The sequence below is a fragment of the Paraburkholderia sp. BR10937 genome, assembly GCF_040965695.1.
Taxonomy (GTDB): domain Bacteria; phylum Pseudomonadota; class Gammaproteobacteria; order Burkholderiales; family Burkholderiaceae; genus Paraburkholderia.
On record NZ_JBFRCL010000001.1, the window covers coordinates 303,183 to 317,312 of the forward strand.

The window sequence follows — 14,130 nt, forward strand, 5'->3', positions numbered from 1 at the left end:
CAAAACTACTTCGAAGGCGCTCCAGCGAGCACCCAGGTCACGACCGAATGGATATCGGCGGCGCTCATCCCGGGGTGAGACGGCATAGGAATAGCCCCCCACACCCCAGCCCCACCGTCCCGCACCTTCTTCTCCAGCTTGGCCTGGGCCGCGGCATCGCCTTTGTACTTCGTAGCGACATCCGTAAACGAAGGTCCCACAAGCTTGCGATCCACCGCATGGCACCCCATGCAAGCATTCGCCTGAGCGACCTTCAACCCATCCGCCACCGCAGAAAAAGCCGGCGAAGCGAACCCAACAAGAGCCCCTGCAACCACAACCCCACCAACCAAACGCCGCATCACAAAGCCCCCGTATTCCCCGGCTTCGTAGCCGAAGAATTGGACACAGGCGCGGGCGCCTGGTGCTCAATAGGCTGCGAGGTCACGCCGGCATCCGGCACTGCCCCCACCGTCGGCGCATCGACAGCAGGCGCCGCCGCCGGCGCACTGGCAGCCGCCGCCGTCGCCACCGCCGCCTGTTGCGCGTCGATGTACTGGTAGCACTTCACCACCTGCGCCACGCCCATCACCCCGGCCGTCGCATTGGCGGCGATATTGCCTTCATCCGGCGTAACGAGGCCCATCAGATAGATCGTGCCACGCTCGCTCACCACCTTGAAGTTGTTCGCGGAGATGCCCTTATAGGCAATCAGTTCCGCCTTCACGCGTCCTTCGAGGTACGAGTCGTTCGCGCGGTCGGAGAACGAGCTGGCCGGCTGCACCGCCAGCTCGTTGACGATCGATGCAACGTTCGTCACGCCTCGCACGATGCTCTCGGCCTTCTGCTTCGAGGCGTCGTCGGGCACTTCGCCCGTGATCAGCACGCGCTGGTTGAATACCGCCACGTTCACGTGCGCCGTATCGGGCAATTGCTTGCCGAGATCGGCCAGCGCCTTCACCTGGATCTCGCGGTCCTCGGTTTGCGATCCCACCGTGCGGCGGTCGGTTGCCACCAGCGCCGTGCCCCCCGCCGCGCCCGCCAGCGCCAGGAAGCAGCCCTGCAGGCTTGCGCAGAGCGAGGCTGCGAAGCCGATCGTCAGCGTGGTCCGTGCCAGCGCGCGCGTCATGCCGTATCTGCTCATCAACTTCCCCTCTCTTCGTCTTACGGTGTCAGTCTTCGCCCAGCAGCATCGCGTCGATGCCGTCGCACAGGCAGTGAATAGTTAACAGATGCACTTCCTGAACACGCGCCGTCCGGTCGCTCGGCACGCACAGTTGAATGTCGGTATCGGCGAGCACGCTGTTCACGTCGCCGCCGCCCTTGCCGGTCAGCGCGATCACGACCATTTCGCGTTCGTGCGCTTCCTGAATGGCGGCCAGCACGTTCACGGAGTTGCCCGAGGTCGTGATGGCAAGCAGCACGTCGCCGGGCTGACCGAGCGCGCGCACCTGCTTCGCGAATACCTGCTCGTACGCGTAATCGTTGGCAACGGCGGTGAGCACCGAGGCATCGGTGGTCAGCGCGAGCGCGGGCAGGCCCGGGCGTTCGCGCTCGAACCGGCCGATCAGTTCGGCGGCGAGTTGCTGGGCGGTGGCGGCGGATCCGCCATTGCCACACGCGAGAATCTTGTTGCTGTTCGCGAGCGCGGCGAACATCGTATCGACCGCGGCGGCAATCGGGACCGCCAGGGTTTCCATGGCCGCGAGCGTAGTGGCTGCGCTATCGCGGAAGTGCTGTTGAATGCGTTCGACGGACATCGACTCTCTAATCTGTACTGCGGGTATCGCAAAATTTCCGCGTGGTGCGGCGTGCCGCAAGTTTAGCGCACTCGAGGGCGTTCATTTTCACCCTTCTTTCCATTGCGTAAGTTTTAACTCTCGTGGGCTTCCGGTTGAAACGCGTCGCGCAGCCACACGAGCCGGCCGCTCTCGAATGCGATCACGTCGAAGCGGCACGCGGGCGGCGTTCGCGCTTGCGTGGCCGCTTTCCCGTTCGCATCGGTGGTGCGCCACGTCGCGAGAAAGTAGCGCGCCGCGCGCAGCACGCGCTGCTGTTTGCGCCACCCCACGCTCGCCGCCGCACCGCCGAATTCCGGCCGCGCACGGGCGCGTACTTCCACGAAAACCAGCGTGCCGTCGCGCTCGCGCATCACGAGATCGAGTTCGCCGCCGCGGCAATTCACGTTGCGCGCGACCAGCTCCAGGCGTTCGCGCCGCAAAAACGCCAGCGCGTGCGCCTCGAAACGTGCGCCTGTCGCACGGCGTTGGGCATTCGACTGCGCTCGCGCGTAAAAGTTGTCTGCACGTGCGCGTTCGTTTGCGCCGCTTCCCTCCGGTGCGCTCGCGCCCGCGTGGCACAATGTCGGCCTCTTTTCCTGCTTTCGCGCGTTGCGTGTCATGACGTCCCTCTCGTCCCCCTTCGAACTCGCACAGGCCCAGCAGTATCCGGCCGCCACGCTGTACGTCGTGGCCACGCCCATCGGCAATGTCGCCGACATCACTTTGCGCGCGCTGCACGTGCTCGGCCTCGTCGATCGCATCGCCGCCGAAGACACGCGCAACACCGGCCAGCTCCTCGCGCGCTACGGCATTTCGAAGCCGCTCGTCGCCGTGCACGAGCACAACGAGCGCGAGGCGGCGCAGCGCGTGATCGAGTTTCTGCGCGCGGGCGAGCGCGTGGCCTGCGTGTCGGACGCGGGGACGCCCGGCATTTCCGATCCGGGCGCGAAGCTCGTGGACGCCGTGCGCGCCGCCGGCCTGAACGTCGTGCCGCTGCCTGGCGCAAGCGCGCTCGCGACGGCGCTTTCCGCTGCCGGCGACTGGGTCTCGACCTTCACGTTCCTCGGTTTTCTGCCGCCCAAGGCCAAACAACGCGCGGCCGCCTTGCAGCCGCTCGCCTCGCATACGCACGCGATGGTGTTTTACGAAGCCCCGCATCGCATCGTCGAAACCGTGCAGTCGCTCGCCGATGCGTTCGGTCCCGCGCGCCGCATCCTCATCGCCCGCGAATTGACGAAGCTACACGAGTCGCTCTGGAGCGGCACCCTGGCCGAAGCGCCAACGTGGCTCGCAGGGGATGCGAACCGTCAGCGCGGCGAGTTCGTGCTGGTGGTGGAGGGCGCGAGCGAGCAGGCGGAAGGCGAAGCCGATCACGACGCGCTCCTGCGCGTGCTGCTTCAGGAAGTGCCGGTGAAGGGCGCGGCGAAGATCGCGGCGGCGCTCACGGGCGCGTCGCGCAATGCGCTCTACGCGCGGGCGCTGGAATTGAAGGGTGAAGGCGAGGAAGAAGAGGACGACTGAGCCGCCAGCCGAAGCCGTCAAAAACACGAGCCAGAAAAACCGAAGGGCCGCCTGAGTCAATCAGGCGGCCCTTCGCATATGCATCCAGCGGTACCAGGCGGTTCAGCTTCGGGCGCGTCGCGGCGCACTCAGCGCCACGCCCAAACGAAACCGCTTAGTGATCGATGTTCGAGTTCGCGGCAAGCATATCCGCTTGCGCGGCCTTCGCTTCCTGGCGCGTGAGGCCTTCGATGTCCACCTTCGCCGTACCCGCGTGCTGCACGCCAAGGAGCTTGGCGGCGGCATACGACAGGTCGAGTACACGGCCACGTGCGTACGGGCCACGGTCGTTGATCTTCACCACCACCCACTTCGACGTGCCGGGCACGCTCACGCGCACATACGAGCCGAGCGGCAGCGTGCGGTGCGCAGCCGTGAGCGCCTTCATGTTGAAGCGCTCGCCGCTTGCGGTGCGCCGGCCGTGGAACGCGCGGCCGTACCACGAGGCGCGGCCGGTCTGGTGGAACGAGTGGACGTCCGGGCTGTTCTCGTCGATCGCCTCGGCGTTCGCGAGCGAGTTGTCCTTCGCCGTGCCCGATGCGGGCAGCGCAGCGAGCGCGGAGCCGTAGCCCTGCGGCGCGGTGAAAGCCGCGTCCTTCGTGCGAAGGGCGTCGCTGGATGCCTGGTCCTGCTGGGCAGGCGGCATGGCACAACCGGCCAGAATGGACACGGCTGCGAGACTCCCGAGTCGTCGTCGAGTCAGTCTAAGGTTCATAACATTGCCATCACGTTCTCGAAGCCTGTCCCGCGCCATGTGTGCGCGTTGTCGGAAAGGCTTCGGCGGTCGCGGGCAAAGCTTCGCCATCGCTCGCCTGGAATGAAAAAGGCGAACGCGTGCCAATGCCCGGATGCAGCCCTAATAAGCCGCTAACCGCTAGTTATCTTTCACGTCTGGCGCAACCTGTCCCCGGCAGCCTGACCAGACCCCACATGCCGCCATCGAACGATGAAGCTCGTTCAGGCGCGCCGGAAACTCTCGGCGCACAGGAACGGCGGCGTAGGCCCCACCCAGCGTCACGGCATGTAGGCCGTTGCAGGCGCGTGGCACCTGGCTGGGCAAGACGTGCGGCATCGAACGGATCGACACCTGATTTGCTATCTTGTAAGGCAGCCTCTTTCGGCCCGCCTGGAACGACAGCACTGCTTGACGGCGATGTATGCGACCTCTTTTTTTACGAAGGTCACACCGCCCTTTGAAAGCACGAATTCCGTGCGTGATGGGTCGCATTATACCCAAAAGTTATTCCTGTCACGCCTGTGCCTCACAAACCTCCATGATTTTTCACTATTGATGTAACAAAGCCGTTCGCCTTGCGCCGCCGCATCCCTTGTCAGACAAGGGATTGAGGCCGTCGCGAGCAGCGTCGGCGGCGCTTCCTGCACCCCGGTACAATCGATCCTTTGGCTGGGGCCGCTGGCGCGCAACGTCGCTTTAGAAACGTCGCCGCGCCCGCCCCGCGAGACCCGAACCCCACGAACCCCGCATGAAAGTCACGCTGATTCCCGTCACGCCGTTCCAGCAAAACTGCTCGCTGCTCGTCGACGAAACGACGAACCGCGCCGCCGTCGTCGATCCGGGCGGCGACCTCGAACGCATCGAGGCCGAGATCGAGCGTCAGGGCGTGCAGCTGGAAAAGGTGCTGCTCACCCATGGCCACCTCGACCACTGCGCCGGCGCGAAGGCGCTCGCCACGAAGTTCGGCGTGCCGATCGAAGGGCCGCAGGAAGACGAGCGCTTCTGGATCGACCAGTTGCCGCAGCAGAGCGTGCGCTTCGGCTTCGGCCACGCCGAGGCATTCGAGCCCACGCGCTGGCTTCAAGACGGCGACACGGTGCGCTTCGGCAGCGAGGAACTCGAGGTCTATCACTGCCCCGGGCACACGCCGGGTCACGTGATCTTCTTCAGCCGCAGGCATCGGGTCGCCACGGTCGGCGACGTGCTGTTCGCGGGTTCGATCGGCCGCACGGACTTTCCGCGCGGCAATCATGCGGACCTGATCCGTTCGATCCGCGACAAGCTCTGGCCGCTGGGCGACGACGTCACGTTCGTGCCGGGCCATGGCCCGGTTTCGACCTTCGGCGAGGAGCGCCGCTCCAACCCCTACGTCGCAGATGGCGTGCCTGGATGAGAGTGAAAAGTACGATGAATCAAGCCGCAATTGAGGAGATTTACGTCAGCACCGACGTCGAGGCCGATGGTCCCATTCCCGGCCCGCATTCGATGCTGAGTTTCGCTTCGGCGGCGTACACCGCCGACAAGCGTTTGATCGCCACGTTCTCGGCCAATCTCGAGATGCTCGAAGGCGCGGCGCCGCATCCGGTGCAGGCCGCCTGGTGGGAGACGCAGCCCGAAGCCTGGGCCGCGTGCCGCAAGGATCTGCAAGACCCGGCGGCGGCGCTCGTCGCCTATGTCGAATGGGTCGAGGCACTGCCCGGCAAGCCCGTGTTCGTGGCGATGCCGGCTGGCTTCGATTTCACCTTCATGTTCTGGTACATGATGCGCTTCGCCGGGCGTTGCCCGTTCTCGTGGTCGGCGCTCGACATCAAGACGCTCGCCTTCGCGATGACGGGCCTGCCGTACCGCAAGTGCATCAAGCCGCGCTTTCCGAAGCACTGGTTCGACGATCATCCGCACACGCATGTCGCGCTCGACGACGCGATCGAGCAAGGCGCCCTCTTCTGCAACATGCTGGCCGACCTGCGCGCACAGCAAGCCGCGCTCGCCGCTGATGGGGACGACTCAGGGCAAAACGCCGCGAGCGCTCCGGCAAATTAGGTAATCTCCCTCATCATCTGCGCTTCGCATTGCGTTCTGTTCTCCTGGCCTCTAACATTCAGGAATACAGCGACGCAATGGAGGCGCAGTTGACACTCGATACGTTCTCTCAGAAGATCCTGCGCCTGCTACAGCTCGACGCGCGCCGTTCGGTACAGGAAATCTCCGACCAGGTGGGGCTCTCCAGCACGCCATGCTGGCGCCGTATCAAGGATATGGAACAGTCGGGCGTGATCCAGCGCTACACGGCGCTGCTCGATCGCGAAAAGCTTGGCCTGCACGTCTGCGCGCTCGCGCATATCCATCTCACGCGCCACACCGAAGGCGGCGTCGAAGCCTTCGAACGCGAGATCGCCACCTGCCCCGAAGTCACCGAGTGTTACAGCACCACGGGCGAATCGGACTACATCCTCAAGATCGTTGCGCCCGACATCAAGGCCTACGACGCCTTCCTGCACGAGCGCATCTTCCGCATTCCCGCGGTGGCGCAGGTGCGCACGAGCGTCGTGCTGCGGGAAATCAAGTTCGATACGCAACTGCCGCTGTGAAGCCATAACGGCGTGGCGGCTTCCCTGCCGCGCCGTGCGCATGCCGGCCGCGAGGCGCGATTCAATGCGTCTCGCGCGGTTTGTCGTGCGCGGCCAGCGCGCCATGCGCACCGAGCGGCTGCATGATCTCGAGCTTGCTCGCGCCGAGGTGCGCGCGCAGCGCTTCCAGATCTACCGAGGCCACGCGGCGCGCGTCGTCCGCCGCGGCCAGCACCACCTGAATCTCCAGCCCCGTGCTCAAGTAGTGCAGCGTGATCGCTTCGACGTGCACGCCATGCTCCGCCAGCGCGTCTCGCAGACGTGCCGCCACATCGTCGCGCGCGGGCAGGTTGGCCACGGAGCGCACGTGCATGTCGTCTTCGGGATCGACGTGAATCAGCGCGTCGAGCACGCGTGCATCGGTGAGCAGGCGAGCGCGCGCCGACTCCGCGATGTAGTGCCCTTCCGAAACCGAAATCAGCGGATCGACGAGGATGTGCGCATCCACGAGCGCGAGGTCGCCGGTCTTGCGGGTGCGCATCTCGTGCACGTCGAGCACGCCCGGCGTGGCCATCAGCAGCGCGCGCAGGTCCGCGGCGGCGGCTTCGTCGAGCGCGCGGTCGGAGAGGTCCTGCAGCGCGTCCCAGCCGAACACCCAGCCCATGCGCGCGACCATGAAGCCGACGATGGCCGCCGCGATCGGATCGAGCAGCCGCACGCCCGCGAGGCTGCCCACGATGCCGATCGCCACGACGAGCGACGACGCCGCATCCGAGCGCGCATGCCATGCATTGGCGATCAGCATGGCCGAGCGCACGCGCTGCGCCTCGCGCAGCATGTAGCGAAAGAGCCCTTCCTTGGAAACCAGCACGACGAGCGCCACGACCAGCGCGCTCACGTGCAGCGCCGGAATATCGCCGAGATTCATGATGCGCGTGCCGGCGCGCACCAGCATGCCGACGCCCACCGCAATCAATAATGCGCCGAGGAATAACGACGCGACGGTCTCATAACGGCTGTGGCCGTAGTTATGATCGGCGTCCGGCTTGGCGCCGCTATGCCGGTTGGCCAGCAGCACAACGAAGTCGGAAACGATATCGGCCAGTGAATGCACGCCATCGGCGATCAACGCCTGCGAATGCGCAAACACGCCAATGACGATTTGCAGCACCACCAGAACAGAATTGACGGCAACGCTGACCCACGTCGTGCGGCGCGCGACCTCGTGTTTATCTGATAACGGTGGGGCGGCGGAAGAAGTCATGCGCGGCGTGAGAGCAAATTAGGGAATAACCGCGATTGTAGCGACTGTGTGCGTCGATTTTATGGATAGCCCTAAAAATCTCTTTTAAATCAGATGCCTACAATACCAAGACGCATTCTCATTCATGCCAGGGATACGCTTCGAACCAATCGCGCGTGGCGCAGAAAATCAAAAAGCCGCGCGTCCCCGGACTGCGCGGCTTCTTGTTTTCGAGAATCGGGAGATACCTCGCCCGACTCCGCGGCTGCTTTCACCCATGCGCAGCGCGTTCAAACGCGCCGCTGAGGAGTTGATTTACTTCTGGATCAGAAAACGATCGCGGTCTTGACCGGCGATCCAGCGCGGCGGCTTGCCACGGCCCGACCACGTGCTGCCGCTGTCGGGATCGCGGTATTTCGGCGCGACGCTCGCACGCGAACGGCTGGCTGCCTTCGCGGCTTTGGCGCTGGCGCGGCCGCCACCGAGTTCTGCGAGGGTAATGCCGTAGTCGGCCATTTTCTGCTTGATTTCATCGAGGACCTCGGCATATTCGCGAGCCTTCGCCTCTTCAATCTGCTTTTCCAGCTTCTCTCGCTGAGCGAGAAGTTCCTTGTAGGAAGACATAGGTGCCCTTGTGGTTTGATCTTAATGGCTACTGATCTCGCGCCAGTATGCCGATTGATAGATGCGTGCCTCGGAAATCGGTGGCGAGATTAACACAGATTCGAATGCGAGGATGCGTGTAAGCAATAAAAATAATTAAAGCCAGATTTCCAATCCAGCGCCTTCCAGCAAGGCTCTAACTCTTTGTCATTCCGTGCAAATCGGTATTTTTACTAAATCGCGCTTTTGCCAGATAAATCCACATCTCACAATTAGCAGCGGATGAAAATTAAATGCGTTGAAATCCATCAAACATTTCATCGCATGACAACTTTGAGCCGATCAGCGGGGACAGAAACCGGTTGCTGCGAAGCAGCATGAGGTCGTACGCTATATATGATGGTAAATAACGCCCGCATGGGTGGAAAACCCCGTCATTGCGTATGGCGCTCAATGCAGTCGGCTAGCACCGCATGCAAGGATTGCAAATCAAGCTGTGGCGCATCGAAAACGAAGCGCGTACGAGCGCCGTCGATCACGAGATCGGCGCCGTAGCGATCCACACCGGCGAGATCCAGGCCAACGCGTCGCGCGGGGTGCGCTTCGAAGAAGCGGATCAGCGTGGTTTCGTCGGCCGGAGCGAGCGGCGTGAGCGTGTCGAGGTCGGCGCCGTCCATCCAGCCCATCGCGCCAAAGCCGCCGATATAGCGCAGCCGCTCGACGTGCATGACCCAGAAGGTGAAGTCGCCGAGTGCGAGATAGCGCGGGGCGTCCGGGTGATAGCGCACGTAGCGCCGCGCCAGCGCCTCGTTCGCTTCCTGGGCGGCTGAATCGACCGGCGCGACCGGTTCGAAGCGGCCGAGCAGGGTGGCGCGCGGGGCGTTCAGCACGTCGGCGTCGGGTGCGTGCGCGACGAGAAAGCCCGCACGCGGGTCGTCGAGCAGATTGCGCGTGTGCTCGGCCAGGCGGCTCACCAGGATCACCGGACGATGCCGCGCGTCGACCGCGAACGGCAGCAGCGTGGGATACGGGAAACCGCGCGGCTCGCGCGAGTGCGTGGCGAGCGTGCCGGTGGGCGTCTGGTGCAGCAGATGCAGCGGGGCGTGAGCGGGAATCTTCAAGGGCGCATCCTCGAATCGAACGATGGATTCTGCCGATATTAGAGCAGCCGGCCCGGCCAACGCGCTGCGACAGGCCGGTCGCACCTTCGTTAGAATCATCGTTTGCTTTCAGGCGCCTTCCTGGTCCCTTCTCTTCCTTCTGCCCGGAATTCCCGTGTCCGACCGACCGACCGATCCCGCCCTCGCCGTCGCGAGCCCAGCCGCCCATCATCGGGCGCTGCCCGCCGCCACGCGCCATCGCGCGCGCATCGCGACCATGGCGCTGTTTTTCGTCGCCGGCATGATGTACGCGTCGTGGGGCGTGCACGTGCCCACGGTGCGCGACAAGTTCCATCTGAGCCCGGCGCTGCTCTCCTACGCGCTGTTCGCGGTCGCGGGCGGCTCGATCGCCGCGATGACGACCATCGGCGGCTGGATCGCGCGCGTCGGCTCGCGCCGCGCCTGCCTCACCGGCGGCCTGACGATGTCCGTGTGCGGCGCGCTGATCCTCGTGGTCCCGTATTACTGGATGCTGATCGTCGTGCTCGCCTTTTTCGGCGTAGGCATGGCCACGCTCGACGTCGCCATGAACGCCGAAGCGAGCGCCGTGGAAGAAGCCGTCGCCAAGCCGATCATGTCGGGGCTGCACGGCATGTTCAGCCTGGGCGGCATGGCGGGCGCGGCGATTGGCGGCGCGCTGCTCGCGCGCGGCATGGCGCCGGCGCTGCATCTCTTTCTCGCTTCGGCACTGGCGGCGCTCGTGCTGTTCGTCTCGTGCCCGGCCGTCCTGCCACACGTGCCGCACGCCACGCACGGGGAGCACGCGAAAACCGGCAACCGCTGGCGCACGCCCGCGCTCTGGGCGCTCGGCGCCATCGCGCTCATCGCCCTGATCGCCGAAGGCGCGATGTACGACTGGGCCACGGTCTACATGCGCGACGTGGTGCTCTCCACGCCCGCGCTCGCCAGCGCGGCCTACGCGGCGTTCTCGGGCGGCATGGCCGCGGCGCGCTTCGCCGGCGACGCCGTGCGCGCACGCTTTGGCGCGCCGCAGCTCGTGATGGCGAGCGCCTCGCTCGCGTGCGCGGGCATGATCGGCGCGCTGTTGCTGCCGTTCTCGTTCACCGCGCTCACGGGCTTCACGCTGATGGGCCTGGGCCTCGCCAACATGATGCCGGTGCTGTTCGCGGCCGCCGCGCGCGTGAAAGGCATTCACGCGGCCGAAGGGCTCGCGCACGTCGCGGGCATTGCGTATTTCGGTTTGCTGTTCGGGCCGGTGGTGATCGGCGGCATCACGCAGGTGACCAACCTCACCGTCGGGCTGGCCGTGGTGGCGTTGTGCGCGGCGCTCGTGGCGTTAGCGGGGCCGAAGGTGTTGCGGCGGCTGGGGATCTGAGAGCGCATCGATCACTGCGTCACGCGCAACCCCAAACGAAAAAAAGCCCGCGGGCCCAGTTCCAAACTGAGCCGCGGGCTTTTCCAATCGCGTGAGCGAAATCGGTAAATACGCGCTAAGCGCGATTTACATCTTCACGACGTCGAGCAGCGACTTCTTGCCCGACTTGTAGTTGTACAGCGAGATCACGCCGTGCTTGAGGTCGCCCTTCGAATCGAAGGTCGTCTCGCCAATCACGCCCTTGTAGTCCGTCGTCGGCATTTCGGCGAGGATCTTTGCCGGATCCGTCGAGTTCGCACGCTTCATGGCGTCGACGATGATGTACACAGCGTCATACGTGAACGGCGCGTAGATCTGGATCGGCTGGCCGAAGCGCTTCTCGAACTTGGCTTCGAATTCCTTGCCGCCCGGCATCTTTTCGAGCGCCATGCCCGCTTCCGAACACACGATGTTGTCGGTCGCGTCGCCGGCGAGGTCGGCCAGCTTGTCGGTACAGACGCCGTCACCCGCGAGCACCTTCGCGCGCAGGCCAAGCTGCTTGGCTTGCTTGGCGAACGGGCCGCCGGTGGCGTCCATGCCGCCGTACATGATCGCGTCGGGGTTTTCGCCCTTGATCTTCGTCAGAATGGCGCGGAAGTCCACGGCCTTGTCGTTCGTCGCGTCATGCGACAGCACGTTCATGCCGAGCGACTTGGCCGTCTTCTCGAACTCGTTCGCGAGACCCTGGCCATAAGCCGTCGAGTCGTCCACCACGGCAACGGTCTTGACCTTCAGGTTCTTCGCCGCGTAGTTCGCGAGCGCCGGGCCCTGCTGGGCGTCGGTCGCCACGACACGGTAGGTCGTCTTGAAGCCTTGTTGCGTGTAGGCCGGGTTCGTGGCCGACGGCGAGATCTGCACGATGCCTGCATCGCTGTAGATCTTCGATGCCGGGATCGAGGTGCCCGAGTTCAGGTGGCCGACGACGGCAACGACCTTGTCGTCGACGAGCTTCTGCGCGACCTGGGTGGCCGTGCGCGGGTCAGCCGCGTCGTCTTGTGCGTCGAGCACGAGCGTGACCTTCTGGCCGCCGACCATGAGGCCCTTCGCGTTGATCTCTTCGACTGCGAGACGTGCGCCGTTTTCGTTGTCTTTACCGAGGTGCGCAATCCCACCCGTAAGCGGCGCGACGTGGCCAATCTTGACCGTAACGTCTGCGCTCGCTGCCGTTGCGAACGACGCGAACATAATGGCCGCAGCGCTGATCGGCAACAGCTTGTGAAGCTTGATAGTCATGTAAGTCTCCAGTTTCGAACCCAAAAGCTACGTAATCGCCCAGTGCTCCCGCGCCCCGAACGTGTCGCTCCCCGTGCGGACGACCACGCAGGATGCATCCTTGATGCACCTGGCCAGCATGGCGAATGGTCCGTTCATGGCGGGCCGCCCATCCATACTTGCGCGCAAGTGTAGGTGATCAAATTAATTTGGGGGATTTTTTTCAGATATTGGTGCGAGTACCAATATGCGTGGTGCAAGAACAGTTCGAAACCCTGATCAATCGACCGCAAGCCTTATGTAATAAGGCATCCCGACTTTGGATCCAATTATTGGGAGATTCCCTGAGGGGTCCCGCGCGAATCGTTTTTTGGATTATTTGACGGGAGTTATTGGTGTGTTAGCGCACGCGTTGCGGGAATACACCAGGACGCCTTGCGACCATATGAAAATCCCTCGCATTCGCGATAACGTTTGCGAGTTGCGCGCGCGTCGGGCACGCGTTTTTTTTGCGCGTGCCGGTTCAAGTAAGCATTCGATTAATTTCGGACGCCGACGCGTTGCAGACCCGCATCTCATGCGGCCAGATACCTCACGCGTCGTGACTGAGCTTGCCGGGTCGTTCGCCGAGTAGTTTGCCGAGTAGTTTGCCGAGAAGCGCGCGCGATTCGGCATCGAGCGTCGCAACGATTTGCGCTGCGCCCAGACCGGCCTCGCGCGTGCGCGAAAGCGGTGCGCCCTGCCCCGACCACAGCGAAAGATAATCTCCGTCGTTCTCGCGCGCGGCGCGCTGCCGCAACGGCTGCGTGAGCGCGTTCTGCACGGGGTACGGCGCGACCGTCTCGGGCCGCGCCTCGAGTTGCTGCATGAGCGGATTACGAATGCCGCGCGCGTGGCGCCCGGTGATCGCGCGCGTGACCGAGGTCGCGGTATCCGTCGACCCACGCAGCCGCGCCTTCCAGTCGGCGGGAATCGCACTTTCCGCGCAGCCGAGAAACGCGGTGCCCATCTGCACGCCTTGCGCGCCGAGCGCGAGCGCCGCGACGATGCCGCGCCCGTCCATGATGCCGCCCGCCGCCAGCACCGGCAGGCTGGCCGCCTCGACGGCATCCACGAGTTGCGGCACCAGCGCCATCGTGCCGACGAGCGCGTGCGGCGCCTCGCCGATGAACGTGCCGCGGTGCCCGCCCGCCTCGGCGCCTTGCGCGACGATGGCATCCGCACCCGCGTCGCGCCACGCGAGGGCTTCGGCCACGTGCGTCGCCGTGCCCATCACGTAGCTGCCCGCTGCCTGCAGGCGCGCAACATCGGCCTTGGGCAACAGGCCGAACGTGAAGCTCACCACCGGCACGCGCAGCGCGATCACCGTGTCCAGTTGCGCGCGAAAGTCGGGCGCGTAACGTGCGAGCGCCTCACCGGGCGGCAAGCCATGCTGCGCGGCCACCGGATCGATCGCGTCGAGCGCGCGGCGCACAGTGGCCTCGTCGGGATGTGCGGGGTCGAGCACGAAGAGATTCACGCCGAAGGGCTTGCCCGTGAGCGCGCGAATCGCGGCGACTTCGCTCGCGATCTTTTCGGGCGCGAGCGCCGCGCCGGCGAGAAAACCGAGCCCGCCCGCGCTGGACACCGCCGCGACGAGTGCGGGCGTGGTCGGGCCGCCCGCCATCGGCCCCTGCACGAGCGGCAGGCGCAAACCGAAGCGGCGGCTGAACGGCGTGGAAAAGTCGGGCGATGTGCGCAACGCGGGAGCAGAACTCATGAGGCGATCCTTGTATGGCGGAACGAGCGATGACGGTACGAATCGCTACCGACTCTAGCCAAAGCCCTCGTGGCCGAATAATGAATAATCGAGATCATTACGATCCGCTTGCGAGAACGCGTTTTCCGTGGCGTGCGCTGCAGAGGGTCAAGGGC

15 protein-coding genes are annotated in these 14,130 nt (G+C 64.7%); 5 read left to right on the forward strand and 10 right to left on the reverse strand.

All coding sequences use genetic code 11. The features are described 5' to 3' along the window. Positions 1 to 5 precede the first annotated feature (5 nt). From AB4Y44_RS01370 to AB4Y44_RS01385, 4 genes are all read right to left on the reverse strand, one after another. Positions 6 to 341 carry a c-type cytochrome gene (locus tag AB4Y44_RS01370; protein ID WP_368698504.1) on the reverse strand — a complete coding sequence of 112 codons (336 nt, stop codon included), beginning with the start codon at positions 339 to 341 and terminating at the stop codon, positions 6 to 8. Beyond that, on the reverse strand, positions 341 to 1,123 hold the full coding sequence (locus tag AB4Y44_RS01375) for a BON domain-containing protein (protein WP_368698505.1): 783 nt from the start codon (positions 1,121 to 1,123) through the stop codon (positions 341 to 343). Before AB4Y44_RS01375 ends, AB4Y44_RS01370 begins: the two co-directional genes overlap by 1 nt. 28 nt (positions 1,124 to 1,151) lie before the next feature. Further along, positions 1,152 to 1,739, reverse strand: coding sequence for a phosphoheptose isomerase (locus AB4Y44_RS01380; protein ID WP_069265196.1), 588 nt, complete (start codon positions 1,737 to 1,739; stop codon positions 1,152 to 1,154). A gap of 113 nt (positions 1,740 to 1,852) precedes the next feature. Beyond that, the gene (locus tag AB4Y44_RS01385) at positions 1,853 to 2,380 is read right to left on the reverse strand and encodes a YraN family protein (protein WP_368698506.1); all 528 of its coding nucleotides are present in this window, start codon (positions 2,378 to 2,380) and stop codon (positions 1,853 to 1,855) included. Between AB4Y44_RS01385 and rsmI the strand changes: the two genes are divergently transcribed. After that, complete coding sequence (gene rsmI, locus AB4Y44_RS01390; RefSeq protein WP_368698507.1) at positions 2,379 to 3,281, forward strand: 16S rRNA (cytidine(1402)-2'-O)-methyltransferase; 903 nt, start codon at positions 2,379 to 2,381, stop codon at positions 3,279 to 3,281. The genes AB4Y44_RS01385 and rsmI overlap by 2 nt on opposite strands. Positions 3,282 to 3,435: 154 nt before the next feature. Here rsmI and AB4Y44_RS01395 read toward each other — a convergent pair whose 3' ends face one another. Next, a complete protein-coding gene (locus tag AB4Y44_RS01395) occupies positions 3,436 to 4,035 on the reverse strand; it encodes a septal ring lytic transglycosylase RlpA family protein (protein WP_342924392.1) in 600 nt (199 codons plus the stop codon). 769 nt (positions 4,036 to 4,804) lie between these two features. Between AB4Y44_RS01395 and AB4Y44_RS01400 the strand changes: the two genes are divergently transcribed. The 3 genes from AB4Y44_RS01400 (at position 4,805) to AB4Y44_RS01410 (ending at position 6,644) form a co-directional block, all read left to right on the forward strand. After that, entirely contained in the window at positions 4,805 to 5,449 is a 645-nt protein-coding gene (locus tag AB4Y44_RS01400; RefSeq protein ID WP_342924393.1) for an MBL fold metallo-hydrolase, read from the forward strand. A 14-nt stretch (positions 5,450 to 5,463) separates the two neighbouring features. Next, entirely contained in the window at positions 5,464 to 6,096 is a 633-nt protein-coding gene (locus AB4Y44_RS01405; protein WP_321907423.1) for an exonuclease, read from the forward strand. A 77-nt stretch (positions 6,097 to 6,173) separates the two neighbouring features. Beyond that, the gene (locus AB4Y44_RS01410) at positions 6,174 to 6,644 is read left to right on the forward strand and encodes an Lrp/AsnC family transcriptional regulator (RefSeq protein ID WP_174479506.1); all 471 of its coding nucleotides are present in this window, start codon (positions 6,174 to 6,176) and stop codon (positions 6,642 to 6,644) included. Between the two features lie 61 nt (positions 6,645 to 6,705). Here AB4Y44_RS01410 and AB4Y44_RS01415 read toward each other — a convergent pair whose 3' ends face one another. The 3 genes from AB4Y44_RS01415 to AB4Y44_RS01425 all read right to left on the reverse strand — a co-directional run bounded on the left by AB4Y44_RS01415 (position 6,706) and on the right by AB4Y44_RS01425 (position 9,590). Continuing rightward, positions 6,706 to 7,887, reverse strand: coding sequence for a cation diffusion facilitator family transporter (locus AB4Y44_RS01415; RefSeq protein ID WP_368698508.1), 1,182 nt, complete (start codon positions 7,885 to 7,887; stop codon positions 6,706 to 6,708). A gap of 294 nt (positions 7,888 to 8,181) precedes the next feature. After that, positions 8,182 to 8,490: an H-NS family nucleoid-associated regulatory protein gene (locus tag AB4Y44_RS01420; RefSeq protein WP_069265202.1), complete on the reverse strand. Its 309-nt coding sequence runs from the start codon at positions 8,488 to 8,490 to the stop codon at positions 8,182 to 8,184. Between the two features lie 413 nt (positions 8,491 to 8,903). After that, positions 8,904 to 9,590: a pyridoxamine 5'-phosphate oxidase family protein gene (locus AB4Y44_RS01425; protein ID WP_342924395.1), complete on the reverse strand. Its 687-nt coding sequence runs from the start codon at positions 9,588 to 9,590 to the stop codon at positions 8,904 to 8,906. Positions 9,591 to 9,744: 154 nt separating this feature from the next. On the opposite strand from AB4Y44_RS01425, the gene AB4Y44_RS01430 reads away from it, so the two are divergent. Next, on the forward strand, positions 9,745 to 10,965 hold the full coding sequence (locus AB4Y44_RS01430; protein ID WP_342924396.1) for an MFS transporter: 1,221 nt from the start codon (positions 9,745 to 9,747) through the stop codon (positions 10,963 to 10,965). A 126-nt stretch (positions 10,966 to 11,091) separates the two neighbouring features. Here AB4Y44_RS01430 and AB4Y44_RS01435 read toward each other — a convergent pair whose 3' ends face one another. Both AB4Y44_RS01435 and AB4Y44_RS01440 read right to left on the reverse strand, forming a co-directional pair. Further along, complete coding sequence (locus tag AB4Y44_RS01435; RefSeq protein WP_342924397.1) at positions 11,092 to 12,237, reverse strand: branched-chain amino acid ABC transporter substrate-binding protein; 1,146 nt, start codon at positions 12,235 to 12,237, stop codon at positions 11,092 to 11,094. A 571-nt stretch (positions 12,238 to 12,808) separates the two neighbouring features. Continuing rightward, on the reverse strand, positions 12,809 to 13,975 hold the full coding sequence (locus AB4Y44_RS01440; protein WP_368698509.1) for an NAD(P)H-dependent flavin oxidoreductase: 1,167 nt from the start codon (positions 13,973 to 13,975) through the stop codon (positions 12,809 to 12,811). Positions 13,976 to 14,130 lie beyond the last annotated feature (155 nt).

Excerpts from the sequence above, each read along its gene's own strand:
- AB4Y44_RS01370 (WP_368698504.1), bottom strand. The coding sequence starts at position 341 with ATGCGGCGTTTGGTTGGTGGGGTTGTGGTTGCAGGGGCTCTTGTTGGG.
- AB4Y44_RS01375 (WP_368698505.1), bottom strand. The coding sequence starts at position 1,123 with ATGAGCAGATACGGCATGACGCGCGCGCTGGCACGGACCACGCTGACG.
- AB4Y44_RS01380 (WP_069265196.1), bottom strand. The coding sequence starts at position 1,739 with ATGTCCGTCGAACGCATTCAACAGCACTTCCGCGATAGCGCAGCCACT.
- rsmI (WP_368698507.1), top strand. The coding sequence starts at position 2,379 with ATGACGTCCCTCTCGTCCCCCTTCGAACTCGCACAGGCCCAGCAGTAT.
- AB4Y44_RS01385 (WP_368698506.1), bottom strand. The coding sequence starts at position 2,380 with ATGACACGCAACGCGCGAAAGCAGGAAAAGAGGCCGACATTGTGCCAC.
- AB4Y44_RS01395 (WP_342924392.1), bottom strand. The coding sequence starts at position 4,035 with ATGAACCTTAGACTGACTCGACGACGACTCGGGAGTCTCGCAGCCGTG.
- AB4Y44_RS01400 (WP_342924393.1), top strand. The coding sequence starts at position 4,805 with ATGAAAGTCACGCTGATTCCCGTCACGCCGTTCCAGCAAAACTGCTCG.
- AB4Y44_RS01405 (WP_321907423.1), top strand. The coding sequence starts at position 5,464 with ATGAATCAAGCCGCAATTGAGGAGATTTACGTCAGCACCGACGTCGAG.
- AB4Y44_RS01410 (WP_174479506.1), top strand. The coding sequence starts at position 6,174 with ATGGAGGCGCAGTTGACACTCGATACGTTCTCTCAGAAGATCCTGCGC.
- AB4Y44_RS01415 (WP_368698508.1), bottom strand. The coding sequence starts at position 7,887 with ATGACTTCTTCCGCCGCCCCACCGTTATCAGATAAACACGAGGTCGCG.
- AB4Y44_RS01420 (WP_069265202.1), bottom strand. The coding sequence starts at position 8,490 with ATGTCTTCCTACAAGGAACTTCTCGCTCAGCGAGAGAAGCTGGAAAAG.
- AB4Y44_RS01435 (WP_342924397.1), bottom strand. The coding sequence starts at position 12,237 with ATGACTATCAAGCTTCACAAGCTGTTGCCGATCAGCGCTGCGGCCATT.
- AB4Y44_RS01440 (WP_368698509.1), bottom strand. The coding sequence starts at position 13,975 with ATGAGTTCTGCTCCCGCGTTGCGCACATCGCCCGACTTTTCCACGCCG.